The organism is Catellatospora chokoriensis, from assembly GCF_011297315.1.
Classification (GTDB): Bacteria; Actinomycetota; Actinomycetes; order Mycobacteriales; family Micromonosporaceae; genus Catellatospora; species Catellatospora citrea.
The window spans coordinates 78859-102550 of record NZ_JAAOTI010000014.1; the positions used below are offsets into that span (position 1 = coordinate 78859).

The window sequence follows — 23692 nt, forward strand, 5'->3', positions numbered from 1 at the left end:
GCTGAGCTGACGATGACCGCCATGACCATCCCGGCCGGGATGCCGCAGTACGACGACAAGCCGCGCTTCGACGTGGAGCGCGTGCGCGCCGACTTCCCGATCCTGGGCCGGGAGGTCAACGGTCACCCGCTCGTCTACCTCGACAGCGGCAACACCTCGCAGAAGCCGCGCCAGGTCATCGACGCGGTCGCCCGGTACTACGCCGAGCACAACGCCAATGTGGCGCGCTCGGTGCACACGCTGGGCACCGAGTCGACCGAGGCGTACGAGGGCGCGCGAGCCAAGGTCGCCGCGTTCATCAACGCGCCGAGCGTGGACGAGGTGGTGTTCACCAAGAACGCCACCGAGTCGCTGAACCTGGTCGCGCACGCGTTCGGCCCGCACGCGCGGGACCCGCGCTTCCGGCTCGGCCCCGGCGACGAGATCGTGATCTCGGAGATGGAGCACCACTCGAACATCGTGCCGTGGCAGCTGCTCTGCGAGCGCACCGGCGCGACGCTGCGGTGGTTCGGCCTCACCGAGTCCGGCCGCCTCGACGAGTCGAACCTCGACGAGCTGGTCAACGAGCGCACGAAGATCGTCTCGATCGTGCACATGTCGAACGTGCTCGGCACCGTCAACGCCACCGCGCGGATCACCGCGCGGGTGCGCGAGGTAGGCGCGCTGCTGATGCTCGACTGCTCGCAGTCGGTGCCGCACCTGCCGATGGACGTCGTCGACTACGACGTGGACTTCATCGCGTTCACCGGGCACAAGATGCTGGCCCCGACCGGCATCGGCGTGCTGTGGGGCCGCGGTGAGCTGCTCAACGCGATGCCGCCGTTCCTGGGCGGCGGGTCGATGATCGAGACGGTGAAGATGACCGGCTCGACGTTCGCCCCCGCCCCGGCCCGGTTCGAGGCGGGCACTCCGCCGATCGCGCAGGCGGTCGGGCTGGGCGCCGCGATCGACTACCTGAACGCGGTCGGCATGGACGCGGTGGCGTGGCACGACAAGGAGCTGACGGCGTACGCGCTTGACGCCCTGGACACCGTGCCGGGCCTGCGCATCTACGGCCCGAAGGTGCCGGTGGGACGCGGCGCGACCATCTCGTTCACGCTGGACCGGATCCATCCGCACGACGTGGGCCAGGTGCTCGACTCGCTCGGTGTGCAGGTGCGGGTCGGCCACCACTGCGCCAAGCCGATCTGCGACCGTTTCTCCGTGCCCGCGCTCACCCGGGCCTCGTTCTACCTCTACACGACGACCGACGAGGTCGACGCGCTCGTGCGCGGCCTGGATCAGGTGCGGAAGGTCTTCGCTTAGCCATGCAGCTCGACCAGCTCTACCAGGAGATCATCCTGGACCACTACAAGCGCCCGCAGGGGCGCGGGTTGCGCGAGCCGTTCGCAGCGGACGTGCACCATGTCAACCCGACCTGCGGCGACGAGATCACCCTCCGGGTCGCCCTGGACGGGGAGACCATCAGCGACATCTCGTACGACGGCCAGGGCTGCTCCATCAGCCAGGCGTCCGCGAGCGTGCTCTACGAGCTGCTGAACGGCCGCAAGGTCGACGACGCGCTCGCGGTGCACGCCGCGTTCGTCGAGCTGATGGGCGGCAAGGGCCAGGTCGAGCCCGACGAGGAGGTGCTGGGGGACGCGGTCGCGTTCGCCGGCGTCGCCAAGTACCCCGCGCGGGTCAAATGCGCGCTGCTGTCCTGGATGGCGTTGAAGGACGCGGTCGCGCAGGCCGTCGCCCTCGAGAAGGAGGAAGTGTGATGAGCGAGACCGACATCGTCGACAGCGCCGTGGAGGCCGCGCCCGTCGAGACCGCGCCCGCCGCGCCGAAGGCCGGCAAGAAGGCCGAGGTGGACGAGGTCCGCGAGGCCATGAAGGACGTCGTCGACCCCGAGCTGGGCATCAACGTGGTCGACCTGGGCCTGGTGTACGGCGTGCACATCGACGACGAGAACACCGCGACCCTCGACATGACGCTGACCTCGGCGGCCTGCCCGCTGACCGACGTCATCGAGGAGCAGACCCGTGCCGCGCTGTGCACCGGCCCCGGTGGCGGCCTGGTGAACGACATGCGCATCAACTGGGTGTGGCTGCCGCCGTGGGGCCCCGACAAGATCACCGACGACGGCCGCGACCAGCTCCGCTCGCTCGGCTTCAACGTCTGACCGACGTCTTCGAAGGGCGTCCACCCCAGGGGTGGACGCCCTTCGCGCATCCCGGCTCGAAGGTCACCTGGCGCGCGGGATAATGCGGTTGATCGACTCCCGGCAGGCGGAGGAGGCTCGCGGTCATGCACATCGCCACCCTCGACCAACGCCCCGACCTCGTCGACGCCCTGTGGGACATGCCCACGGTCTGGCCGGAGTTCATGCGCCACGACCCCATCTCGAACCTGTACTACGGCCTGGCCGTCCAGGAGTGGCCGGAGTACATCCTGGTCGCCGAGGATCCGGACGAACCCGGCCGGCTCGTCGCCAAGGGCCACAGTGTGCCTTTCTTCCTGCCCGAGGGTGACGAACTGCCGGTCGACGGCTGGGACGGCGCGCTGCGCCGCGCCGTGCGCGCCCGGGTGGCGGGGGACAAGCCGAACATCGTCTCCGCGATCGAGATCGCGGTGCGGCCCGACCGGCAGGGCACCGGCCTGTCCGCGGTCATGCTGGCCGCGATGCGCGACAACGCGGCCCGGCTGGGCTTCACCGACCTGGTCGCGCCGGTGCGGCCCAACGGGGCCAAGGACCCTGCGGAACCCATGACGTCGTACGCGTACCGCACGCGCGACGACGGCCTGCCGGTGGACCCGTGGCTGCGGGTGCACGTGCGCGCCGGCGGCGTCATCGAGAAGATCGCACCCCGCTCGATGGTCATCCCGGGCACCTGCGCGGAATGGCGCGAGTGGACCGGGCTGCCGTTCGACACCACCGGGCCGGTGCACGTGCCCAGGGCGCTGACGCCGGTGCACAACGACGCCGAGCACGACTGGGCCGTGTACGTCGAGCCCAACGTGTGGATCCGGCACCGCACCGGGGCCTGAGACATCGATCGGAAAACAGGTCGCAGGCGGGATCGCGAGGGCCCAGAATGTTGCGCATGACGACTACCTGCCTGCGCCTCGCGCCCCTGTCCGCTTCGGCGGAAGGACGGCGTCGACAGCAGCGTGGGCCCGTGGCCGGAACGAGCCGCCCGCAGTCGTGACCGCCGCCCTCGTGGCGGGCGTGCTGGCCGGGTACGGCGTAGCCGTGCCCGTCGGCGCGATCGCGCTGTTGCTGATGAGCCTCACCGCCCGCACCTCACTGCGGATCGGCGCCGCCGCCGCACTGGGTGTGGCGGCCGCCGACGGGATCTACGCCCTTGTCGCCGTCCTCGGCGGAGCCGCCCTGGCCCGCTGGATCGAACCGATCGCCACCCCGCTGCGCTGGATCGCCGTGGTCGTGCTGCTCTACATCGCGGGCCACACCGCGGTGGGGGCGGTGCGCCACTACCGCGACCCGGCCCGGGCCCGCGAGACGAAGCTGCTGGACACCCCCGGCCGGGCCTTCCTGGCGCTGCTCGGGCTGACCCTGCTCAACCCGATGACCATCGTGTACTTCGGCGCGCTGGTCCTCGGCGGGCGGCAGGCGATGGACGGGCTCACCGGCCCGGAGGGCGCGGTGTTCGTGGCCGCCGCCTTCCTCGCCTCGGCCAGCTGGCAGCTGACCGTCGCGGCGGGCGGGGCGCTGGTGGGCCGGGTGCTCGCCACGCCACGGGGACGCCTGGTCACCGCCCTGGTGTCCAGCCTGGTGATCTCAGTCCTCGCGGTGGCACTCGTCGTGGCAGAGTAACCCCATGCTGCCTACCCCCTCTGCTCTGCTGCTCGACTTCGGTGGGGTGATCGTCGAATCCGGACGGTCACCCCGGCCGGAGGACTCCACGTATCGGCACGCCGCACTCGTCCAGCGCGTCCACCGGCTCACCGGCGGCGTGGTCGGCGAGGACGAGATCCGCCACGCGCTGGACGAGGCGAAGAAAGCCCGCACGCGGATGCGCGAGAACACCGAGGAGTGCCTGGAGATCAGCCATGAGCAGCTCTGGGGGGAGCTCATCGCCGTCGAGTGGCCGGCCGTGGCCAGGGCCACGGTGCTGGTGCACGCCAGCGACCTGACCCGGCAGTGGGCGCGGCGGTCCGACTGGCGGCTGCGGCCGGGCATCGCCGACCTGCTGGACTTCACGGTGGGCCGGGGCATGCAGGTCGCCGTCGTCAGCAACACCCCCTGCGGCCAGGCCCACCGGGAGGCGCTCGACGAGTTCGGGCTGACCGGCGCGATCGCCGTCCAGATCTACAGCGACGAGCTGGGCGTGTACAAGCCGCATCCGAGCATGATCTGGGCCGCCGCGCGGGACCTGGACGTGGCCGCGGCCGACTGCTGGTATGTCGGGGACCAGCCGCACCGCGACATCGTGTGCGCCCGGCGGGCCGGGGCCGGCGCGGCCATCCTCATGCCCGAGGGCGAGCCGCGCGAGGTCGGCGAGAACACGCCGGACGCCGTGGTCGCCGACGGCACCGAGCTGCTGGCGCTGCTCCGGCAGGCGCTGTAGACAGGCCACCGCCGCCCGCCGGTTCCGGCGTGTCAGCGGTGGTGGTCGTCGTGGTTGTTGTGGCGCTGGGCGCGCCGCTCCGCCACCGCCTGCATCAGGGGCATCAGCGCCAGGAGCGGCAGCGCCAGGTTGGCCAGGAACAGGGCGGCGACCAGCGTGGCCACCATGGCGCTGGTCGCGATCACGCCACGGCGCACCGACCGCTGCACCGCCTCGGCCCGGCCGGGGCGCTGCAGGGGCACCCGGTCGCGGATACGCATCGACAGCAGCAGGCCGCTGAACGCGATGAAGACCAGGTTGGCCATGTACAGCAGGGTCGCGCCGCGCCCCTGGTTCACCTCGTAGGTCAGCACCGCCGTCGGCACCGGGAGGAACACCACGCCCAGCAGCCACAGGCTGTTGAGCAGCATGATGCCCTCGCCGACGTCGACGAGGTTGTCGAAGACCCGGCGGTGCACCATCCAGAACAGCGACACCACCACGAACGACATCACGAAGGCGGCGAAGTCGCCGGCGTGCTCGCGCACGAGGTCCCGGACGGTCTCGGTCTGCGCGTCCCGGGCGGTGTCGACCAGCGGCAGGATCAGCAGGGTCAGCGCGATCGCGACGACCCCGTCGGTGAACGCGGTCAGCCGGACCAGCGAACGCGACTCCTGCATCCCTCTGGGGTACCACAACCGCCCTGGTCAGCTCAGGTGCTTGCACGCTTCCCGGCGGGACGGCCCGGACAGCCGCGCCCGCCGCGCGGCCACGCGCGACGAGCCGGAACCGCGCCATGCCACCTCATGCGTATTGGCCTGCGGTGATCGCCCGTGGCCGGTGGAATACTGCCAATCATGGACAGTATCGACCTCGCCTCGCTGTGGTCCGCCGAGCCCGGCTACCTGAACACGGCCAGTTTCGGGCTGCCGCCGAACCGGGCCTGGGACGCCCTGCAGGTGGCGCTCGCCGACTGGCGGGCGGGCCGCACCTCGTGGGAAGGGTGGGGCGAGTCGACCGAGCGGGCGCGCCAGTCGTACGCCCGGATCATCGGGGTCGACGCGGCGGACGTCGCGGTCGGCGCGCAGGTGTCGCAGCTGCTGGCCCCGGTCGCCGCGGCCGTGCCCGACGGCGCGACGGTGCTGGTCCCCGAGCTGGAGTTCACCTCGGCGGTGTTCCCGTGGGCGGTGCACGCCGACCGCGGTGTGACCGTGCGCACCGCACCGGCCGACCGGCTCGCCGAGCGCATCGACGCGAGCGTCGACGTGGTCTCGTTCGGGCTGGTGCAGTCGTCGGACGGGACGGTCGTGGACTACCCGGCGGTCATCGCCGCGGCGCGCGCCGCGGGTGCGACGGTCGTCGTGGACGCCACCCAGGCGTGCGGCTGGCTGCCCTTCGACGGCGCACTGGCCGATGTGGTCGTGACCGTCGCCTACAAGTGGCTGATGTCGCCGCGCGGCACGGGTTTCGTCTACCTGAACCCGGCGGTGCGCGAGCGTTCCCGGCCGCTGGCGGCCAACTGGTATGCGGGTGAGGACGTGCACAGCTCGTACTACGGCATGCCGCTGCGGCTGGCCAAGGACGCCCGCGCCTTCGACATCTCGCCCGCCTGGCAGGCCTGGGTCGGCACCGCGCCCGCGCTGGAGGTCGTCGAGGAGATCGGCGTGCCGGCCATCCACGCCCACGACGTCGGCCTGGCCAACAGGTTCCTGGCGGGGCTGGGCCTGCCGCCGGGCGACAGCGCGATCGTGAGCGTGGACGTGCCCGGCGCGGACGCCAAGCTGGCCGCCGCGGGCATCCGCACGGCGGTGCGCAACGGCCGGATCCGGGCGTCGTTCCACGCGTACACCACGCAGGCCGATGTGGACGCCGCGCTGAACGCCCTGGTGGGCTGATGGTCGCCAAGCCCGCCGCGGGCGGGGGCCGCTGGGCCGACGTCGAACCGCGGCGGCTGCGTCGCTGGCTGGACGGCTTCTACTCGCGCCACGACGGCGCGCAGGAGGAGGGCCTGAAACTCGTGGCCGCCAACGGCGACACCGCCGAGCTGCTGCCGCCGCCCGGCGTCGGGCCGGTCGCCGACGTGGACGCGCTGCTGGCGGCGCTGGCCGAGCCGCGGCGGCTGGGGCTGCTGCTGGCCCGGCGCAACGCCGTCGCGGTGGGCGTCGCCGACGGCGACGAGCTGATCAGTTCCAAGGTGGACACGTTCTACGTGCAGGGGCGCACCGCCGCGGGCGGCTGGTCGCAGCAGCGCTACGCCCGCCGCCGGGAGAACCAGGCGTCCGGTGCGGCCCGCGACGCCGCCGACATCGCCGCGCGCATCCTGCTGCCGTACACGGAAAGCATGGCCGCCCTGGTCTGCGGCGGCGACCGCGGCACCGTCGACGAGATCCTCACCGACCGCCGCCTCGCCCCCCTCCTCCCACTGCGCCACGACCGCCTCCTCGACGTCCCCGAACCCCGCCACGCCATCCTCGTCGAAGCGGTGACCGCCGCCCACGCCATCCGCATCCACCTGGTCCCCTGACCGCAAAAGATCATCCGACTTGCCTGGCAACCGGGCGTATCTTGAACCGTGATACGCCCGGTTGCCTGGCAAGTCGGATGATCTGAAGCCTGCCCCGCCCGGTCAGCTGGCGAAGGTGTTGCACTGGCGGGGGTCGCCGGTGGTGTAGCCGCGGTTGAACCACTGCTGGCGTTGTTCGGACGAGCCGTGGGTGAAGGCTTCCTGGTTGATGCGGCCGGTGGCCTTCTGCTGGATGGCGTCGTCGCCGACCGCGGCGGCCGCTTCGAGGGCCTGGTCGATGTCCTGCTGGGTGATGGACTTGAACAGCGGCTGGCCGGTCGCGTCGGTGGTCTTGGCGGCCGAGTTGGCCCACACTCCGGCGTAGCAGTCGGCCTGCAGTTCCATGGCCACGGAGTACTTGTTGGCGTTGGCCGGGTCGCGCTGCTGGGCCCGGCGCACCTGCGCCTCGGTGCCGAGCAGGGTCTGGATGTGGTGGCCGTACTCGTGGGCCAGCACGTACGCCTGGGCGAACTGGCCCTTGGCGCCGAACCGGCTGGCCAGCTCGTCGTAGAAGCTCAGGTCGATGTAGACGTGGTTGTCGCCGGGGCAGTAGAACGGGCCGACACCGGCGGTGGCCGGGCCGCAGGCGGTGTTGACCGAGCCGGTGAAGAACCGCGTGGTCGCCGGCTGGTACGGCTGGCCGAGGTACTGCGGCATGGCCGAGCGCCAGTACGCCTGAATCGAGTTGATGTAGAGCAGGTTGCGGCAGGCCGGGTTGTCGAACCGCTTGGGGTTCGACTTGTCACACTGCTGCGCCAGCGCGCTGCTGTTGACGTCGTTGGGGCCCGGCTGCTGGCCCTGCTGCTGCTCGGGGGTCAACCCGCCGACGCCGCTGAACAGGCTGGAGCCGCCGCCGGTGCAGATCAGGAAACCGACGCACAGGGCACCGACCAGCAGCACCGCCATGCCGATCTTGCTGCGCATGAGCAACGGCAGCAGTCCGGCGAGGCAGCCCGCGCCGCCCATCCCGCCGCCGCCTCCGCCTCCGCCGCCCATGGGCGGGAAGTTGAAGCCGCCGCCGCCGCGCCCGCCCCCGGCGCCACGCATGTCCTCGACCTGTGACGGGTCGAGTTCGGCGTTCTCGTTGATGCTCACGTTCGCCAGCGTAGGCAGTTTTGTGGCGAATCACACCCAAATCAGGCCGTCCCAGGGGTAAATGCCGTGGCAGGGCGGGTCGGGGCGCTCGGTAGACTGGAGGCTCCTTCCGAAGCCACCCGGTGGCCCACCCCTGACCTGGGAGCAATTCATGATCACGGCCACCGGTCTGGAACTGCGCGCTGGTGCGCGCATCCTGCTGGGGGACACCACCCTGCGCGTGCAGCCCGGCGACCGGATCGGTCTCGTCGGGCGCAACGGGGCTGGCAAGACCACCACGCTCAAGGTCCTCGCCGGCGAGGGCACCCCGTACGCCGGCAAGATCGACACTCGCGGGCCGGTGGGTTACCTCCCGCAGGACCCGCGCACCGGCGACCTCGGCATCACCGCCAGCGACCGGGTGCTCTCCGCGCGCGGCCTGGACGTGCTGCGCAACGAGATGAAGGAGCTGGAGGGCAAGCTCGCCGACGACGAGCGCTTCATGCGCCGCTACGGCCAGCTCGAGGACCAGTTCTCCGCGCTCGGCGGCTACGGCGCCGAGGCCGAGGCGGCCCGGATCTGCTCGAACCTCGGCCTGCCCGACCGGGTGCTCCAGCAGACCGTGGGCACGCTCTCCGGCGGCCAGCGCCGCCGCGTCGAGCTGGCCCGCATCCTGTTCCGCGACGCCACCGAGACCGGCGGCGGCATCCTGCTGCTCGACGAGCCCACCAACCACCTCGACGCCGACTCCATCACCTGGCTGCGCGGCTTCCTCGGCGGCCACAAGGGCGGGCTGATCGTCATCTCCCACGACGCCTCGCTGCTGGAGGCCGTCGTCAACAAGGTGTGGTATCTCGACGCCAACCGCTCGGTCGTCGACGCGTACAACATGGGCTGGAAGACGTACCTGGAGGCGCGCGAGACCGACGAGCGCCGCCGCAAGCGCGAGCGGGCCAACGCGGAGAAGAAGGCCGGCGCGCTCATGGCGCAGGCCGACAAGCTGCGGGCCAAGGCCACCAAGACGATCGCGGCGCAGAACATGGCCAAGCGGGCCGAGAAGATGATCGCCGGCCTGGACGAGGTGCGCGCCTCGGACAAGGTGGCCAAGGTGCGCTTCCCGACCCCAGCCGCCTGCGGCAAGACCCCGCTGACCGCCGAGGGGCTGTCCAAGTCGTACGGCTCGCTGGAGATCTTCACCGACGTCAGCGTCGCCGTGGACCGCGGTTCCCGCGTGGTCATCCTGGGCCTCAACGGCGCGGGCAAGACGACCCTGCTGCGCATGCTCGCGGGCATCCTGGAGCCGGACACCGGCGAGGTCAAGGCGGGCCACGGCCTGCGCCTGGGCTACTACGCCCAGGAGCACGAGACCCTCGACGTCGAGCGCACCATCCTCGACCACATGCGCTCGGCCGCCCCCGAGCAGACCGACACGGAGCTGCGCCGCATCCTGGGCGCGTTCCTGTTCAGCGGGGACGATGTGGACAAGCCCGCGGGCGTGCTGTCCGGTGGCGAGAAGACCCGGTTGGCGCTGTCCACCCTGGTCTGCTCCGGCGCCAACGTGCTGCTGCTCGACGAGCCCACCAACAACCTCGACCCGGTCAGCCGCGAGCAGGTGCTCGACGCCATCGCCCGCTACCCCGGCGCCATCGTCCTGGTCACCCACGACCCCGGCGCCGTCGCCGCCCTCAAGCCCGACCGCGCCATCCTCCTCCCCGACGGCGACGAAGACGCCTGGTCCGACGACCTCCTCGAACTCGTCGAACTCGCCTGACCCGCCTCACCCTTTTCCCAACTCATTAGAAGTCGCGGCCACCGGCACCCGCCGTGGCCGCGACTTTTCAAGAGTTGCGCGCTTGAACGGGTCGGTCACCAGGGTGTTGAGAGCATGGCTTCGATGAGCATGGCGGAGAGGGCGCCTACGGCGACCAGGGTCAGCGGGGCGGGCACCGGGTCGCCGGCGGGGCGTTCGGGGGCGACGGCGGCGATGGTGAGCCAGGGGAAGTACGGCAGCCACGCGTGCTCCACCCCGCCCCGCGCCAGCCCCGCGCCGACCGAGAACAGCACCGCCCCGGACGCGCCCACCAGGAACGGCCAGCCGGGGGTGTTGCGCACCTTGCGCAGGCTCGCGTAGATGGGCGGCCCGGCCGCCAGCAGCAGCGCGCACACGCTGATCAGGCCCCACCACAGCGCGGACCGGTGCGGCTCGATGCGCTGGGCGAAGTCGGCGTACGCCGTGCCGAGCCCGTCCGTCCAGGCGAAGCCCAGTTTCGCCGCGCCGAGCACCGGCAGCAGCACGCCGAGTCCGGCGAACATGTTCAGGGCGGCCCGGCGGCGGGCGAAGTTCAGGAACACCACGGACAGCCCGAGCCATGCCACGGCGTACGAGAACAGCGCCGCCGTGCCCAGCAGCAGCCCGGCCAGCACCGCCCAGGCCGCGGCGCGCCAGCCGTGGCGGCGGGTGGCCCGCACCCCGGCCAGCGTCATCGCCGCGCCGATGGTGGCCACCACGGCGTCCATCGACACCGCGGTCCACACCGCGTACGGCGCGAGCGCCAGCACCGGCGCGTACGGCCGCGCGGCGGCCTCGCCGCTCATGTCGCGCACCGCGGCCAGCACCATCGGCACCGACAGCGCCCCGACGGCGGTCACCAGCAAGCCCAGCGCGAGATGGTCGGTGATCCCGAGCCGCTGCACGGCCCACAGCACCAGCACCGGCGCGGGCGGATGCCCCCGGGTGGCCGCGGTGTGCTCGGCCGACCGGTCGGTGAAGCTGCGCAGGTACGCGAGCGGGTCGTCGCCGACCTCCTGCACGTCGCCCAGGTAGCTGTCCGGGGTCAGCGACCGGGTCAGCCCGTCGGCGCCGTCGACGAGGGCGAGCGAGACGGCCCAGGCGAAGAACGCCACCGTCGCCCCGGCGCTGACCGCCCGCCACGGCAGTCGATGGATCCAGCCGCGCCAGGCAGCGCCGAGCACCGCCGTCGCGACGACGGGCGCCAGCAACGACATCGGCGACAGTTCGAAGCGGTAGCGGCCCAGGAACGGCGCGCTCGCGGTGCCCAGCCGGGCCCCGGCGCGCACCGCCAGCCAGGTCGCGAGCAGGCCGATGCTCACCAGCACGAACCAGCCGAACAGGTCTCGGCGTTCGCGGTTGCGGGTGCTCAGGGGGTCGACGGTGGTCACGGCGAGACACGCTATCGGGTACCCGACAGCACCGTGCGTGTCGGTTGGCGTGGAATTGATATCTAGCGCATGATCGTCGGAGGCGGTCTAATAGGTTGGACCGCAAACCGCATCGTCCGGGACGTGAGGATTTCAACATGGCAGCCACCGGCACAGCTACCACCACCGAGAAGGGTCGCCGGATCGTCGGGACCGAACGCCAGACGCTCGCCAAGGACCTCGTGAAGCGCTACACGTCGGGTGAGTCCATCCGCGCGCTGGCCGCGTCGACTGGCCGTTCGTACGGATTCATCCACCGCGTGCTCACCGAGTCCGGAGTCGCGCTGCGTCAGCGCGGCGGAGCCCGTCGGCGCAAGAAGGCATGATTCGCCCGCGCCACGCCGAGCAAGGGGAGCCGGTTGATGTCTGAGATGGCAGCGGCCGGCTTTCGCATCAGCCAGGACGGTCCGGTCGCGACGGTGACATTGGACCGCCCGGAGGTGCGCAACGCGCAGACGCCTGAGCTCTGGGCAGGTCTCGCGGAAGCCGCACGGGGGCTCGCCGGCGATGTGCGCGTCGTGGTCGTACGCGGGGAAGGGCGGTCCTTCTCCGCGGGCCTCGACCTGAAAGTGGTGCAGGGCGGCGAGTTCCAGCAGCTCGCCACCGTCAGCCCGGAGGAGTGCGCGGACCGGATCGCCGGTTTCCAGCAGGCCTTCTCCTGGCTCCGCCGACCCGACCTGGTCACCATCGCCGCGGTGCAGGGCCACGCCATCGGCGCGGGCTTCCAGCTCGCGCTGGCCTGTGACCTGCGGATCGCCGCCGACGACGCCCTTTTCGCGATGGCGGAGGTGACGCTGGGGCTCGTGCCGGACCTCACCGGCACCAAGCGCCTGGTCGAGCTCGTCGGTTATGCCCGCGCCCTGGAGCTGTGCGTGACGGGCCGCCGGGTCAACGCCGCCGAGGCGGACCGGATCGGCCTGGTCAACCTCGTGGTCGGGCGCGACGAGCTGGACGCGGCCGCGGCCGATCTGGCCAACGCGGTGCTGGCGGCCCCGCGCGACGCGGTCGTCGAGATCAAGGCCCTGCTGGCCGCCGCGAGCGGCCGGGGCTTCGCCGAGCAGGAGCGCGCGGAGCGCGAGGCGCAGACCCGCCGCATCCGCGACCTGGCCGGCCTGGGCGAGTGATTTTCCGGCGGTATCGGTTCCGCCATCCCTTTCCCGCACCCTGAGCCACTCTTTCGGGCGTCATACCAGTGGCTGATTCGCCATGGTGGAAAGACGGCCGTCCTCTCCTTTCCGGTGAGCGGGCGGCACCCGGTCGTGTGCCATTGTCTGCCCAGCGGAATAGTTAATGAGCCGGGCTAAGGAATTTTCGTTCGGCACGGCACGTTGAGCGGCACGTCAGTTCTTTCACAGCGGGAGGTTCACCGGTGAGTTATCCGGGTGCGGGCGGCGGTATGGAGTCGCTGATGCGGTCCATGCGCCGGGGGCAGAGCGTCGAGAACCGCAAGATCGGCAAGCCCACCGCGAAGCGGATTCTCTCCTTCGCCCGGCCGTACCGCCGGGAGATCGCGTTCTTCCTGGTCACCATCGTCGTCGGCGCGGTCATCGGCGTGGCCACGCCGCTGCTGGCAGGCAAGGTCGTCAGCGCGATCACCCCGAAGACCGGGGTGATGTCCCCCGACGCCGGCCGGACCGTCATCACGATCGCGGTGGTGATCGCGCTGCTGGCCGTGGTCAGTGCCGTGCTGTCGCTGGCGGAACGGTTCTACTCGGCCCGCATCGGCGAGGGCCTCATCTACGACCTGCGCACCCAGGTGTACGACCACGTGCAGCGCATGCCGGTGCAGTTCTTCACCCGGGCGCAGACCGGCGCGCTGGTCAGCCGCCTCAACGGCGACGTGCTCGGCGCGCAGCGCGCGTTCACCTCGACGCTGTCCGGCGTCGTCGGCAACCTCATCCAGCTCGTGCTCACCGTGGTCGTCATGCTCACCCTGTCGTGGCAGATCACCGTGCTGTCGCTGATCCTGCTGCCGGTGTTCATCCTGCCCGCGCGGCGGGTGGGCCACCGCCTGGCCGAGATCACCAAGGAGTCGTACGACCTCGGCGCGAAGATGAACGCCACCATGACCGAGCGGTTCGGGGTGGCCGGGGCGCTGCTGGTGAAGCTGTTCGGCCGGCCCGAGACCGAGTCCGGCCGCTTCGCCGAGCGGGCCGGGCGGGTGCGCGACATCGGTGTGCAGAGCGCGATGTACTCCCGCACCTTCTTCGCGGCCATGATGCTGGTCGCGGCGCTCGCCCAGGCCCTGGTCTACGGACTGGGCGGCTGGTACGCGGTGCGGGGCACGCTCGACGCCGGCGACGTCGTCGCCCTGGCGCTGCTGCTGACGCGGCTCTACGGGCCGATCACCGCGCTGTCGAACGTACGCATCGACGTGATGGGCGCGCTGGTCTCCTTCGACCGGGTCTTCGAGGTCCTCGACCTGCCGCCCGCGATCGCGGAGAAGCCCGGCGCGGTCGACGTGCCCCGGGGTTCCTCGAAGATCGAGTTCCGGGACGTGGCCTTCCGCTACCCGACCGCCGCCGAGATCTCGCTGGCCTCCCTGGAGGACGTGGCGACGCTGGAGCGCACCGCGACCGCGCCGGTGCTGCGCGGCGTCTCGTTCACCGTGGAGCCCGGCCAGATGGTGGCCCTGGTCGGCAGCTCCGGCGCGGGCAAGTCGACCACCTCGATGCTGGTGAGCCGGATGTACGACGTCACCGACGGCGCGGTGCTCGTCGGCGACGTCGACGTACGCGACGCCACGCTGCAGTCGCTGCGCGACAGCATCGGCGTGGTCACCCAGGACGCCCACCTGTTCCACGAGACCATCGCGGAGAACCTGCGCTACGCCAAGCCCGACGCCACCGACGACGAGCTGTGGGCCGCGCTGGCCGCCGCGCAGATCGACACCCTGGTCCGGGCCACCCCCGACGGCCTGGACACCGTGGTGGGCGAGCGGGGCTACCGCTTCTCCGGCGGCGAGAAGCAGCGCATCGCCATCGCCCGCCTGCTCCTCAAGGCGCCCTCCATCGTCATCCTCGACGAGGCCACCGCCCACCTGGACTCCGAGAGCGAAGCCGCCGTCCAGCAGGCCCTGTCCACCGCCCTGGCCGGCCGCACCGCCCTGGTCATCGCCCACCGCCTGTCCACCGTCCGCGAGGCCGACCAGATCCTCGTCCTCGACGACGGCCGCATCGTCCAACGCGGCACCCACGAACAACTGCTCGCCTCCGGCGGCCTCTACGCCGACCTCTACCGCACCCAGTTCGCCACCACCGACTCCCCCCGCCTGGCCGACACCCCCGCCTGACCCACGCCCCGCCGGCCCTCACCCGTCGCGTTGATCATGAACTTGAGGACGGGTTCGACGGCGTGTCGCCACCCCGCCACCGTGATCACCTTCGGGTGCGGCCGGGCGGGGTCAGCGGGGGCGGTAGGTGCGGGTGCGGCCGCGCCAGCGCAGGTGCAGCTCACCGTTGTGGAGGCGGGCGGCCGGGCCGCGGCGTGGCCGGGGCGCAGTTTCGCCGTCGTACGCCCACAGCAGCTCACGGAGGGCGAGTTCGCGGGCGGCCGCCGCGTCGCGGGGCGGGCGGGCTCGGGCGTAGTCCCAGCCGTCGCGCAGCGAGCCCTGCGGCGGGCGTCCCGCAGCCCATGCCGAGAACGTCCGCGCCCACTGTCCCGGGCCCGCTGACGCGGCCAGGCGGGGCCACGTGCGTGCGACGTCCTCGGCCCGCTTGCGCAGCAGCGCGGCCTGGGTCGCGGCCACTGCTGCGGCGTCGAAGCCCGCGGGCAGACCGGCCCCGGCGACCAGCGCGCGGACCAGCTCCTCCTGCCGCCGCGCGAGCCCCCCGCCGACGGCACCGCGCGGAGCAGTGCCGACCTCCACGGCACCGTGCGGAGCAGTGCCGACCTCCACGGCACCGTGCGGAGCAGTGCCGGCATCCGCGCTGCCGAGGTCCGTGTCGCCGGTCATCTGGTCGGGGCTCCGGTGATCGCGGGGTAGCCGGTCGCGGCGGACAGGGCGTCCAGCTCGGCGCGCAGGGCCGCGGCGGGCGGGTAGTGACCGTCGCGCTCCAGCAGGATCGCGGGCGGGCGCTGCCGGGCGCACAGCTCGCCCAGCAGCTCCAGGACCTCGCCGGGCACCGGGTCGGTGTGCGTGTCGTGGTAACGCCCCTCATGGATCCGGCCGCCGGCGACGTGGACGTACGCCATGCGCTCCAGCGGGAGCCGGGCCAGCAGCTCGGCCGGGTCCTCGCCGCGGTTGAGCGCGTTGGCGTACACGTTGGCGATGTCGAGCAGCAGCAGCGCGTCGGTGCGTTCCAGGATCTCGGTCAGGAACTCGGCCTCGGTCAGCTCGTCGTCGGGCCACTCGAACAGCGCGGCGATCGGCTCCAGTGCCAGCGGCACGTCGAGCTCGGCGGTGGTGCGCGCGACGTTGGCGACCACCGCGTCGACGGCCTCGCGGCTGCGCGGCAGCGGCAGCAGGTGACCGGCCTCGACGCCGCCCGCGCGTACGTACGCGATGTGCTCGCTGACCAGCGGCGCGTTGACGGCGCGGGCGGCCTGGGCCAGGTGTTCCACCCGGTGCGGGTCGACCGGTTCGGCTCCGCCGAGGGACAGCTTCACGCCGTGCGGCACCACGGCGACGCCCGAGGCCAGCAGCTTCGCCAGCGCCTCGGGCGGTTCGCCGGAGTGCGGCAGCGATTCGGCGATGACCTCGACGAAACGCAGGCCGGGCAGCTCGGCGACGAAGCCGGAGATCTCGGGGCGCCAGCCGATGCCGACGCCCCGTCCGGCCAGCGGGGTCATCCGCCGCACCCGCCTCCGCCGCCGCAGCCACCCCCGCCGCCGCAGGAGGAGCCGCTGCTGCAGGACGAGCCGCCGCTGTCGCCGCTGCTCGATCCGCCGGTGTCGGAGCCGCTGTAGAACGGTCCGTACGCGCCGCTGGTGTCGTCCCGCTCGGGGATCTGGGTCTCCCCGGCGAAGCCCGGGTCGGCGGCCCACAGCACGGCGGTGCCGAACAGGCCGACGGCGAGTGCGGTCTGCGCCGGCCCGTAGGTGTTCCAGGCGGGCCGCGACGCGGGTCGCAGGTGGTTGAAGTGGCGCTTGGCCTGGAGCAGCGCGTTCTCGGCGGCCTTGGTGCGGCGCGGCCTGCGCGCGAACAGCACCAGGCCGAGGATGCCGATCGGAATGACGAGCAGCACCAGGAAGGTCACCGGGCGGTCGTTGCCGATCCCGGCGATGATCCGGACCACGCCGACCGCGAACAGGGCGAGCAGCAGCAGCGGGCCGCGCCGGGCCCGGGACATCACGTCGGGGCCGACGGTCAGGCCGCCGCGCCGCAGGTCCTCGCCGATGGCGGCCAGCGCCTCGGCCACCGAGCGGTCGGTGTGCAGGTCCTTGGTGCGCAGCCCGTTGCCCACCGCGTGCAGCACCGCGGCGTCCAGCGGGCTCCCGCCGGGCGGCAGCCCGCCGGTGCGGGTGAGCCGACCGGCCTCGTCGGCCGCGACGACGCCGCTCTGGCGCAGGAAGGTCAGCGACGAGTACACCGCCAGCGCCGCGCCGCCGTTGAGGTAGGCCGTGTGCTGCGGCGACAGCTGGTCCACGCGGACCTGGGCGGGGCCGGCGAACAGGCGGGACCGGTGGACGAGCGTGCCCACCAGGACCACCGCCGCGGCCACCGCGAACAGCATCAGGAAGGTGGGGCCAGAGATGCCCCAGGTGTCCGCCACGGGAGCTCCTTCGACGAGGGAGCCCTCATGATGGACCATGGCCGCAATCAGCGGGAGACCAGGACGCTCAGGGAGGTGACGCAGCCTTCGAGCTTCTCGAACTCGCCGATGTCCACCACGACCGGCAGATACCCCAGATCGGCCAGCAGCTCCGCGGTACGCGGCGCGGACGCGGCCAGCAGCACCCGGTCGCCGCCGAGCGGCACCACGTGGCAGCCGCCCTCCTCCTCGACCGGTCGCACCGCGGGGAACAGCCCGGTCGGCACCAGGTGCGGCAGGGCCAGGAAGGTGCCGTCGGGCAGCGCGGTCACCGCGGACTTCAGGTGCAGCACCTCGCCCAGCGGCACCGGGACGACGGTGCGCCCCAGCGGCGCGAGCAGCGCCCGCAACTGCCGGATGCCCTCGGCGTTGGTGCGCCCGCCGCGTCCGACGTAGACGGTCGCGCCGACCTGGAGCACGTCGCCGCCCTCCAGGGTGCCCGGCGCCGCGATGCGCGCGGTGCGCAGGCCCAGTTCCCGCATGGCCTGCTCGACGCCGCTGATCTCGCCCCGGCGGGCCGGGGCCCCGGGGTGGGTCAGCACGGCGAGGTCGTCGACGACCACCACCGCGTCCTCGACGAACACCGAGTCCGGGCAGTCGTCGGCGGCCGGGGCGGGGTAGACCTCCCAGCCGGCCGAGGCCAGCGCGTCGGCGTACGCGACGTGCTGGGCGCGGGCCAGGGACAGGTCGACGTCGCTGCGGCCGATGTGGGTGACGATGCCGTCGGCGAGCCGGGAACTGGGCTCGCGGACCAGGGCGGTTCTCATTTCTTACGGAGTACCAGGAACAGCACCAGCGCTACCACCACCACGGTGGCGCAGCAGACGGTGCCGCCGAGGATCAGATGCCAAGGTTTGAGGGCGCCCATGGGGCGGCACTGTAGCGCCCGAAAGCTCGCTTGAAAATATCTTGTCGATGGGTGGATCTCGTGACTAATGTCGGCGGTACACGGGAAAGGAGGTGGTCCAGCTTTGAGTAGCTACAGGACACGTGAGGTGGCTGCCCGCTAGGCGGCTGTCATCGACTGCACTTCTGTCGATACCTGAAGGTTCGACTGGAGCGTCGAGGCCGTGTGTCAGCGGCCCTGGCGAATCCAAGGGAGCCACCCGATTCCCGGGGGAATGTCCGGTTTGTCCAGCCGGCCCGCGCACCCGCGCGGAACCCCCGGGTTTCGTCACGTTCGGGCCCGGAAATCCGAATCCGCTCAGCGGCGGCGCACGGTCTCCTCGATCAGGTCCAGCACCGGGCCGAAGTCGTCGGCCGAGCCGCCCATCGCCAGCCGCTTGACCAGCCCGTCGTACGCCAGCTCCAGGAAGTGCGCCAGCACGTCCAGCGGCACGTCCTCGCGCAGCACGCCTGCGCTCGCCTGGCGCTGCAGGCGCTCGCGGGTCGCCGTGTCGATCGCCTCGCTGTGCTGCGCCCAGCGCTTGGCGAACGCCGGGTCGGTGCGCAGCCGCCGGGCCACCTCCAGCTGCGTGCCCAGCCAGCCGGCCGCGTCGGGGTCCTGGGCATGGGCCAGCAGGTCCCGCATCACCTGCACCAGGCCGTTCGCGGCGACGGTGGCGGCCATCTCGACCGCGTCGTCCTCGGCGACGGCCAGGAACAGCGAGTCCTTGTCGCGGAAGTGGTGGAAGATCGCGCCCCGGGACAGCCCGGTCGCCTGCTCCAGGCGGCGCACGGTGGCGCCCTCGTAGCCGTAGCGGGCGAAGCAGGCGCGGGCCGCGGCGAGGATCTCGTGGCGGCGCGCGTCGAGCTGATCCTGACTCACCCTGGGCACATGCCGATCTTCGCAGGTCGGCTCGGCACATGCAATCCGTACGTACGGCTTGACACCTGGTAGGGGCGGCCACTGCCGATGATGGCAGATCTACGACGCAATGCGCGCGTGACCGCCGCATGGAAGAATCCTCCGCGGCCGGCGTGCGTTGAGCGTCGGGGGCAGTAAGGCGACACCGTGCGAAACGTTGCAGGCCAATGGTCTGCGGCGTGCCGGGGAGGATACGAGCTGTGGACCTGGAGCTGTTGACCACGACCTACGTCGACACGTGGGTGATGGTGCTGGTGGTGTCGATCCTGACGATCTCCCTGCTGATCGGCGTGCCGCTGGCGCGGTCGGCCGGGCGGCGGCGGGGGATCCGGCTGGCCAACCCGGGGGCGTACGCCACCCGTGCGGACAAGGCCAAGGACACCGGCCTCTTCCTGGCCGCGCTGATCCCGACGCTGCTGGTCTGGCTCGCCGTGATGGGCGTGTCCTTCATCGGCCTCACCGGCTTCGCCAACGACGTCATGGGCTGGAACCACTGGACCAACGTCCTGGTGCCGCTGAGCCTCGACGGCATCAGCATCTCCTTCGGCGCGTGGGCGTTCGTCGCGGTCAAGCGCGGGCGGCACCCCGGCCGGGCATACAAGATCGTGCTCGCCGCCGCGACGGTGTCGGCGACCCTGAACTTCGTGCACGGGCGCGACAAGTGGTCCATCTGGGCGGGCCTCTACCTGGCGTTCCTGTCGTTCGCGGGCATGGCGATGTTCCACGAGCTGCTCGACCAGTTCATGGCCGGCTACGACGACGAGGTGGCGCTCAAGACCCGCTACCCGCGCTTCGGCCAGCGCTGGTTCTACGCGCCGATCTCCACGTTCTCGGCCCGGCGCGCCTGGATCGTGCACCCGCCCGCGGAGGGATTGCGGCCCAGCGTGCGCAACGCGCTGACGCACCTGGAGGACACCCGCGAGGCCAAGCGCCAGCGCCGTCTGTACGGCGCGCAGCTGGTGCGCGAGGAGCAGCAGGCCAAGCTGGTCGAGGTGCACGCCCGTGCCGAGGTGCGCCGGGCCCGCTCGGCGAGCTGGCGCTCGGGAACGGCCCCGGGCGGCGGGTCGCCGGTGTCGCACCTGCCCATGCCCCACCAGCCCGTGCCGCACCACCAGAACGGGCACCAGCCGAACGGTCATCACCAGAACGGGCACCAGCCGGCCGGGCCTCAGTTCGCCCCCCAGTCGGTCTACCAGCCCACGCCGCAGCCGGAGGTCCTGCCCGAGCCGCCGCCCGCGCCCCGCCAGCCGGAGCCGGAGCCGGTGTCCCAGGACCTCGTGCCCGAGCGCGACGAGCGGGGCACGATCCTGGGCCGGGACCTGCGGGCCACCCTGGAGTCGGTGTTGAGCGCCCCGACCGGCCGGGAGCCGATGGGCCACCGGCCGCTGTCCGACACCAGCGAGATCACCTCGCGCGGCATGCTCAACCACCTCCAGGAACCGGTCCAGCGGATGATCGCCGAGGCGGAGTCGCGCGGCGAGCCGGTCAGCGTGGCCTTCGTCCGCGAGTGGACGGCCCGGGAGTACGGGCGCACGCCGGGCGAGAACTGGGCCCGCAACCAGATCAAGGCAGTTCGGCAGCGGGACACCTTCGGCGTGGACGCGGATCTGGCGTGAGCAGGCATCGATTTCGTTTCCGCGAGGTTTCCCGCACAAAGGGGGGCTTCACCAGCGTGTCCTGAGTCACGTAAGGTGCCCGCGTGCCTCTGTTGCTGTTGGACCTCGACAACACACTGGTCGACCGCGAGGGCGCCTTCCGGATGTGGGGTACTCGGTTCCTGTCCGAGATCAGCGCCCCGCCGTACGACATCGACTGGCTGGTGGACGCCGACGCGGACGGCCTGACCTCGCGCTGGGATCTCGCCGACGCGATCCGTGACCGGTATCGACTGCGCAATTCCGTCATCGACCTGGTCGAGGAGTTGCACGAGGGGCAGATCGAGGCCACCCGGCTGGATCCGATGGTGGGCGCCGCGCTGCGGATCGCGGCCGAGGCCGGCTGGGTCCCGGTGATAGTCACCAACGGTGAGACCCGCCAGCAGGAAGCCAAGATCCGGCGTACCGGCCTGGACCGCTTCGTGGCCGACTGGGTCGTCTCGCAGGAGGTCGACTGCCGCAAACCCAACCCGCGCATCTTCGAGATCGCCGCGGAACGGGCCCGCATGCGGCTGCGCGGCGCGTGGATGATCGGCGACAGCCCCGAGGCCGACATCGGCGGCGCGACCACGATCGGCATCCCCAGCGTCTGGATCCACCGCGGCCGCCAGTGGACCGAGCGCCGCTTCGGCCCCACCCGCGTCGCCGAGGGCGCCATCCAGGCCGTGGCCGCCGTCCTCGCCGCCGACCCACCCCATCGCATGGCCCGCTGACCCCACCCCTCGTTGATCATGAACTTATGGCACGGCTCGGCGGTGTGTCGTGGCCACAACTTCATGATCGACTCGACTGGTCGGGTGTGATGCGGGTCGCCGGCGAAAATCGGTTGACAGAGGTCGGGGGTCGGAGGAAGACTCGTCGGCGTTGTGCGAGATCCCGGAACTGATTCCGGGTCGGGAGAGAAGGGAGCTGAGCCGAATGGTTGCCGTCGCTGTGCGCTGCGCGCATTCCGCCTCTTTCTTCTTCTCTCCGACCGAGGAGCTTTTCCAGTGCGAGAGCACGACTTTCCGCGCGCCGGCCGCGTCAACCGCCGGAACCGTTTCGACGACGACGAACTGACCTTCGAGAAGTCGTACGCCGAGGAAGTCGAGTGGGACGAGACCCCCGACAAGCCTGAATTCGGTGACCGCTGGTCCACCTGGGACCTGTCGACCCCCACCGAGCGCGGGCCGTTGCCCCACCCTGACTGGCTCGTCACCGAGCTGGCCGCGGTCGACGTGGAGCGCGGAGTGCTGAAGACCGGCAAGGAGGCCGACGTCTTCCTGCTGCACCGCCACGTTCCCGGCACCGACCGGGGCTGCCTGCTGGCGGCCAAGCGCTACCGCAGCCACGACCACCGCATGTTCCACCGCGACTCCGGTTACCTCGAAGGCCGCCGCGACAAGGAGTCCCGGGTCAACCGGGCCATGGCCAACCGCAGCGCGTTCGGCAAGGAGGCCATCGCCGGGCAGTGGGCGGCGGCCGAGTTCGGCGCGCTGGCGCGGCTCTGGGAGATCGCCAAGCAGCTCGACGTCGCGCCGTTCACGCCGTACCCGGTGCAGATCCTGGGCACCGAGGTGCTGCAGGAGTTCATCGGCGCGCCCGACGGCACCGCCGCGCCGCGGCTCGCGCAGGTGCGCACCGACGAGGCCGGCCTGGCCGACCTGTGGGCGCAACTGGTGCTGGGCCTGACCGTGCTGGCCCGCGCCGGGTACGCGCACGGCGACCTGTCGCCGTACAACATCCTCGTGCACGAGGGGCGTCTGGTCATCATCGACCTGCCGCAGATCGTGGACGTGGTGGCCAACCCGCAGGGCAAACGCTTCCTGGCCCGCGACGTGCACAACGTGGCGACCTGGTTCACCGCTCGCGGCCTGTCCGGATTGGACGAGGCGGCCCTGACCGCCGAACTCCTGGCCGAAGCGGGCATGCGTTCCTGATCCGGCGTGCGGCCATGATCGTTGGACTTGCCTGGCAATCGGGCGAATGGGCGTCCAAGATACGCCCGAATGCCAGGCAAGTCGGCGGATCACGGCGCCGCGCGGCGTCGCTCGGGCCGGCGGGCCGACCGCCGCCGAAACCGGGTCAGCGGCGGCGGCCTCGGGGCTTGAGCTGGGCGTTGGGCAGGACAGGCGCCGGCAGCGGCGCGCCGTCGTAGCCGACGACCTCGCCGAACCGCGGGTCGGCCGCCATCCACTGCTCGCGCGCGGCGGCCACGTCGTCGTGGCTGCGCCCGACGAAGTTCCACCACATCACGATCTCCTCCTCGAACGGCTCGCCGCCGAGCAGCAGCACCCGTGCCGGTCCGGCCGCGGCCAGGTCGAGCGCGGTCCGTTCGCGGCCGAGGTAGAGCAGGGTGCCGGGGGCCAGCGGCACGCCGTCGACGCGGGCCGCGCCGTCGAGCACCAGCGCCGCGTACTCGAAATCGCCGCGCAGCGCCAGCGTGATCTCCGCGCCCGCGGCCAGTGCGGCTTCCGCGCCGACCAGCGGGGTGTACGCGGTCGCGGGCGACACCGCACCCGCCAGCTCACCCATGATCACCGTCAGGGAGGCTCCGGCCAGCTCGACGACGGGCAGGTCGGGGTGGTGCTCGAAGGCCGGGGCGACCGATCGCGCCGCGTCGGGCAGCGCGACCCACAACTGCACGCCGTGCAGCGGTTCGGTGCGCGGGACGGGCGACTCCTCGGAGTGCGAGATGCCGTGCCCGGCGGTCATCAGGTTGAGCTGACCGGGGCGGACGAGCGCCTTGCTGCCGACGCTGTCGCGGTGCAGCACCTCGCCCTCGACGAGCCAGGTGACCGTCTGCAGACCGGTGTGCGGGTGGGGCGCGACGCGCATGTCGTGGTCGGCGGGGCCGTACTGGTCGACGAAGCACCACGCGCCGACCATGCGGCGCTCCTTGTGCGGCAGCGTACGGCTGACCGTCATGCCGCGCGGTCCGCCGAGCACCACCTCGCGGCCGGGGAGCAGCTCGTGGGTCGGCCCGTCCGGCACCGCCTCGTGCCCGCAAGCAGTCTCGACCGGCGCCGCCTCAACGTTGCTCATGCAACGACCTTAGCTCCGCCCCCTCGCCGAACCAGCTCAGCGTAGGT

At 71.9% G+C, this 23692-nt stretch carries 24 protein-coding genes; 15 read left to right on the plus strand and 9 right to left on the minus strand.

From position 1 onward, the window contains the following. Positions 1-12 precede the first annotated feature (12 nt). From HAV39_RS21620 to HAV39_RS21645, 6 genes are all read left to right on the plus strand, one after another. Positions 13-1305 carry a cysteine desulfurase gene (locus tag HAV39_RS21620; protein ID WP_191840989.1) on the plus strand — a complete coding sequence of 431 codons (1293 nt, stop codon included), beginning with the start codon at positions 13-15 and terminating at the stop codon, positions 1303-1305. A gap of 2 nt (positions 1306-1307) precedes the next feature. Continuing rightward, complete coding sequence (gene sufU, locus HAV39_RS21625) at positions 1308-1760, plus strand: Fe-S cluster assembly sulfur transfer protein SufU (protein ID WP_120315971.1); 453 nt, start codon at positions 1308-1310, stop codon at positions 1758-1760. Beyond that, entirely contained in the window at positions 1760-2164 is a 405-nt protein-coding gene (locus tag HAV39_RS21630) for a metal-sulfur cluster assembly factor (RefSeq protein WP_191840990.1), read from the plus strand. Before sufU ends, HAV39_RS21630 begins: the two co-directional genes overlap by 1 nt. Before the next feature lie 125 nt (positions 2165-2289). Further along, positions 2290-3030 carry an N-acetyltransferase gene (locus HAV39_RS21635; RefSeq protein ID WP_191840991.1) on the plus strand — a complete coding sequence of 247 codons (741 nt, stop codon included), beginning with the start codon at positions 2290-2292 and terminating at the stop codon, positions 3028-3030. Between the two features lie 157 nt (positions 3031-3187). Beyond that, positions 3188-3817, plus strand: coding sequence for a LysE family transporter (locus HAV39_RS21640; RefSeq protein ID WP_120315968.1), 630 nt, complete (start codon positions 3188-3190; stop codon positions 3815-3817). A gap of 4 nt (positions 3818-3821) precedes the next feature. Further along, positions 3822-4571, plus strand: a complete 750-nt coding sequence (locus HAV39_RS21645; RefSeq protein ID WP_191840992.1) for an HAD family hydrolase — start codon at positions 3822-3824, stop codon at positions 4569-4571. A gap of 32 nt (positions 4572-4603) precedes the next feature. Here HAV39_RS21645 and HAV39_RS21650 read toward each other — a convergent pair whose 3' ends face one another. Beyond that, a complete protein-coding gene (locus tag HAV39_RS21650) occupies positions 4604-5230 on the minus strand; it encodes a TMEM175 family protein (RefSeq protein ID WP_120315966.1) in 627 nt (208 codons plus the stop codon). A 177-nt stretch (positions 5231-5407) separates the two neighbouring features. Between HAV39_RS21650 and HAV39_RS21655 the strand changes: the two genes are divergently transcribed. Next, complete coding sequence (locus HAV39_RS21655; protein WP_191840993.1) at positions 5408-6445, plus strand: aminotransferase class V-fold PLP-dependent enzyme; 1038 nt, start codon at positions 5408-5410, stop codon at positions 6443-6445. Further along, positions 6442-7074: an acVLRF1 family peptidyl-tRNA hydrolase gene (locus tag HAV39_RS21660; RefSeq protein WP_275413898.1), complete on the plus strand. Its 633-nt coding sequence runs from the start codon at positions 6442-6444 to the stop codon at positions 7072-7074. Before HAV39_RS21655 ends, HAV39_RS21660 begins: the two co-directional genes overlap by 4 nt. Before the next feature lie 102 nt (positions 7075-7176). On the opposite strand, the gene ypfJ is transcribed toward HAV39_RS21660, so the two are convergent. Next, positions 7177-8208, minus strand: coding sequence for a KPN_02809 family neutral zinc metallopeptidase (gene ypfJ, locus HAV39_RS21665; protein ID WP_191840995.1), 1032 nt, complete (start codon positions 8206-8208; stop codon positions 7177-7179). Positions 8209-8359: 151 nt separating this feature from the next. Here ypfJ and HAV39_RS21670 point away from each other — a divergent pair, with 151 nt between their 5' ends. Next, on the plus strand, positions 8360-9958 hold the full coding sequence (locus tag HAV39_RS21670; RefSeq protein ID WP_191840996.1) for an ABC-F family ATP-binding cassette domain-containing protein: 1599 nt from the start codon (positions 8360-8362) through the stop codon (positions 9956-9958). A 95-nt stretch (positions 9959-10053) separates the two neighbouring features. Here HAV39_RS21670 and HAV39_RS21675 read toward each other — a convergent pair whose 3' ends face one another. Beyond that, positions 10054-11367: a hypothetical protein gene (locus HAV39_RS21675; protein WP_239120109.1), complete on the minus strand. Its 1314-nt coding sequence runs from the start codon at positions 11365-11367 to the stop codon at positions 10054-10056. 137 nt (positions 11368-11504) lie between these two features. Here HAV39_RS21675 and HAV39_RS21680 point away from each other — a divergent pair, with 137 nt between their 5' ends. The 3 genes from HAV39_RS21680 to HAV39_RS21690 all read left to right on the plus strand — a co-directional run bounded on the left by HAV39_RS21680 (position 11505) and on the right by HAV39_RS21690 (position 14698). Next, the gene (locus HAV39_RS21680; protein ID WP_120315961.1) at positions 11505-11732 is read left to right on the plus strand and encodes a helix-turn-helix domain-containing protein; all 228 of its coding nucleotides are present in this window, start codon (positions 11505-11507) and stop codon (positions 11730-11732) included. Between the two features lie 45 nt (positions 11733-11777). Continuing rightward, the gene (locus HAV39_RS21685; RefSeq protein WP_191841133.1) at positions 11778-12530 is read left to right on the plus strand and encodes an enoyl-CoA hydratase/isomerase family protein; all 753 of its coding nucleotides are present in this window, start codon (positions 11778-11780) and stop codon (positions 12528-12530) included. 272 nt (positions 12531-12802) lie between these two features. Further along, positions 12803-14698 carry an ABC transporter ATP-binding protein gene (locus HAV39_RS21690; RefSeq protein ID WP_191841134.1) on the plus strand — a complete coding sequence of 632 codons (1896 nt, stop codon included), beginning with the start codon at positions 12803-12805 and terminating at the stop codon, positions 14696-14698. A 111-nt stretch (positions 14699-14809) separates the two neighbouring features. Here the strand turns inward: HAV39_RS21690 and HAV39_RS21695 are convergent, their stop codons facing one another. The 5 genes from HAV39_RS21695 to HAV39_RS21715 form a co-directional block, all read right to left on the minus strand. Further along, positions 14810-15361, minus strand: a complete 552-nt coding sequence (locus HAV39_RS21695; protein WP_239120107.1) for an SCO6045 C-terminal-like domain-containing protein — start codon at positions 15359-15361, stop codon at positions 14810-14812. Beyond that, positions 15358-16197, minus strand: a complete 840-nt coding sequence (locus tag HAV39_RS21700) for an MbnB/TglH/ChrH family RiPP precursor modification enzyme (RefSeq protein ID WP_191840997.1) — start codon at positions 16195-16197, stop codon at positions 15358-15360. The genes HAV39_RS21695 and HAV39_RS21700 overlap by 4 nt, the downstream gene beginning before the upstream one ends. Beyond that, positions 16194-17120 carry a TIGR04222 domain-containing membrane protein gene (locus HAV39_RS21705; RefSeq protein WP_239120105.1) on the minus strand — a complete coding sequence of 309 codons (927 nt, stop codon included), beginning with the start codon at positions 17118-17120 and terminating at the stop codon, positions 16194-16196. The genes HAV39_RS21700 and HAV39_RS21705 overlap by 4 nt, the downstream gene beginning before the upstream one ends. A 47-nt stretch (positions 17121-17167) precedes the next feature. After that, positions 17168-17926, minus strand: coding sequence for a dimethylargininase (gene ddaH, locus HAV39_RS21710; RefSeq protein ID WP_191840999.1), 759 nt, complete (start codon positions 17924-17926; stop codon positions 17168-17170). Between the two features lie 437 nt (positions 17927-18363). Then, the gene (locus HAV39_RS21715) at positions 18364-18936 is read right to left on the minus strand and encodes a TetR/AcrR family transcriptional regulator (protein ID WP_191841000.1); all 573 of its coding nucleotides are present in this window, start codon (positions 18934-18936) and stop codon (positions 18364-18366) included. A gap of 230 nt (positions 18937-19166) precedes the next feature. On the opposite strand from HAV39_RS21715, the gene HAV39_RS21720 reads away from it, so the two are divergent. From HAV39_RS21720 to HAV39_RS21730, 3 genes are all read left to right on the plus strand, one after another. Further along, positions 19167-20582 carry a DUF2637 domain-containing protein gene (locus HAV39_RS21720; RefSeq protein ID WP_191841001.1) on the plus strand — a complete coding sequence of 472 codons (1416 nt, stop codon included), beginning with the start codon at positions 19167-19169 and terminating at the stop codon, positions 20580-20582. 83 nt (positions 20583-20665) lie between these two features. Further along, complete coding sequence (locus HAV39_RS21725; RefSeq protein WP_120315954.1) at positions 20666-21334, plus strand: HAD family hydrolase; 669 nt, start codon at positions 20666-20668, stop codon at positions 21332-21334. 276 nt (positions 21335-21610) lie between these two features. Next, complete coding sequence (locus HAV39_RS21730; protein ID WP_191841002.1) at positions 21611-22540, plus strand: serine protein kinase RIO; 930 nt, start codon at positions 21611-21613, stop codon at positions 22538-22540. Between the two features lie 145 nt (positions 22541-22685). On the opposite strand, the gene HAV39_RS21735 is transcribed toward HAV39_RS21730, so the two are convergent. Further along, the gene (locus HAV39_RS21735) at positions 22686-23645 is read right to left on the minus strand and encodes a pirin family protein (protein WP_191841003.1); all 960 of its coding nucleotides are present in this window, start codon (positions 23643-23645) and stop codon (positions 22686-22688) included. Positions 23646-23692: the final 47 nt, after the last annotated feature.

Bases quoted from the DNA above. Each gene is read 5' to 3' on its own strand.
- HAV39_RS21680 (WP_120315961.1), top strand. From the start codon at position 11,505: ATGGCAGCCACCGGCACAGCTACCACCACCGAGAAGGGTCGCCGGATC.
- HAV39_RS21695 (WP_239120107.1), bottom strand. From the start codon at position 15,361: ATGACCGGCGACACGGACCTCGGCAGCGCGGATGCCGGCACTGCTCCG.
- HAV39_RS21620 (WP_191840989.1), top strand. From the start codon at position 13: ATGACCGCCATGACCATCCCGGCCGGGATGCCGCAGTACGACGACAAG.
- HAV39_RS21645 (WP_191840992.1), top strand. From the start codon at position 3,822: ATGCTGCCTACCCCCTCTGCTCTGCTGCTCGACTTCGGTGGGGTGATC.
- HAV39_RS21635 (WP_191840991.1), top strand. From the start codon at position 2,290: ATGCACATCGCCACCCTCGACCAACGCCCCGACCTCGTCGACGCCCTG.
- sufU (WP_120315971.1), top strand. From the start codon at position 1,308: ATGCAGCTCGACCAGCTCTACCAGGAGATCATCCTGGACCACTACAAG.
- HAV39_RS21655 (WP_191840993.1), top strand. From the start codon at position 5,408: ATGGACAGTATCGACCTCGCCTCGCTGTGGTCCGCCGAGCCCGGCTAC.
- HAV39_RS21630 (WP_191840990.1), top strand. From the start codon at position 1,760: ATGAGCGAGACCGACATCGTCGACAGCGCCGTGGAGGCCGCGCCCGTC.
- HAV39_RS21735 (WP_191841003.1), bottom strand. From the start codon at position 23,645: ATGAGCAACGTTGAGGCGGCGCCGGTCGAGACTGCTTGCGGGCACGAG.
- HAV39_RS21700 (WP_191840997.1), bottom strand. From the start codon at position 16,197: ATGACCCCGCTGGCCGGACGGGGCGTCGGCATCGGCTGGCGCCCCGAG.
- ddaH (WP_191840999.1), bottom strand. From the start codon at position 17,926: ATGAGAACCGCCCTGGTCCGCGAGCCCAGTTCCCGGCTCGCCGACGGC.
- HAV39_RS21650 (WP_120315966.1), bottom strand. From the start codon at position 5,230: ATGCAGGAGTCGCGTTCGCTGGTCCGGCTGACCGCGTTCACCGACGGG.
- HAV39_RS21685 (WP_191841133.1), top strand. From the start codon at position 11,778: ATGGCAGCGGCCGGCTTTCGCATCAGCCAGGACGGTCCGGTCGCGACG.
- HAV39_RS21670 (WP_191840996.1), top strand. From the start codon at position 8,360: ATGATCACGGCCACCGGTCTGGAACTGCGCGCTGGTGCGCGCATCCTG.
- HAV39_RS21690 (WP_191841134.1), top strand. From the start codon at position 12,803: ATGGAGTCGCTGATGCGGTCCATGCGCCGGGGGCAGAGCGTCGAGAAC.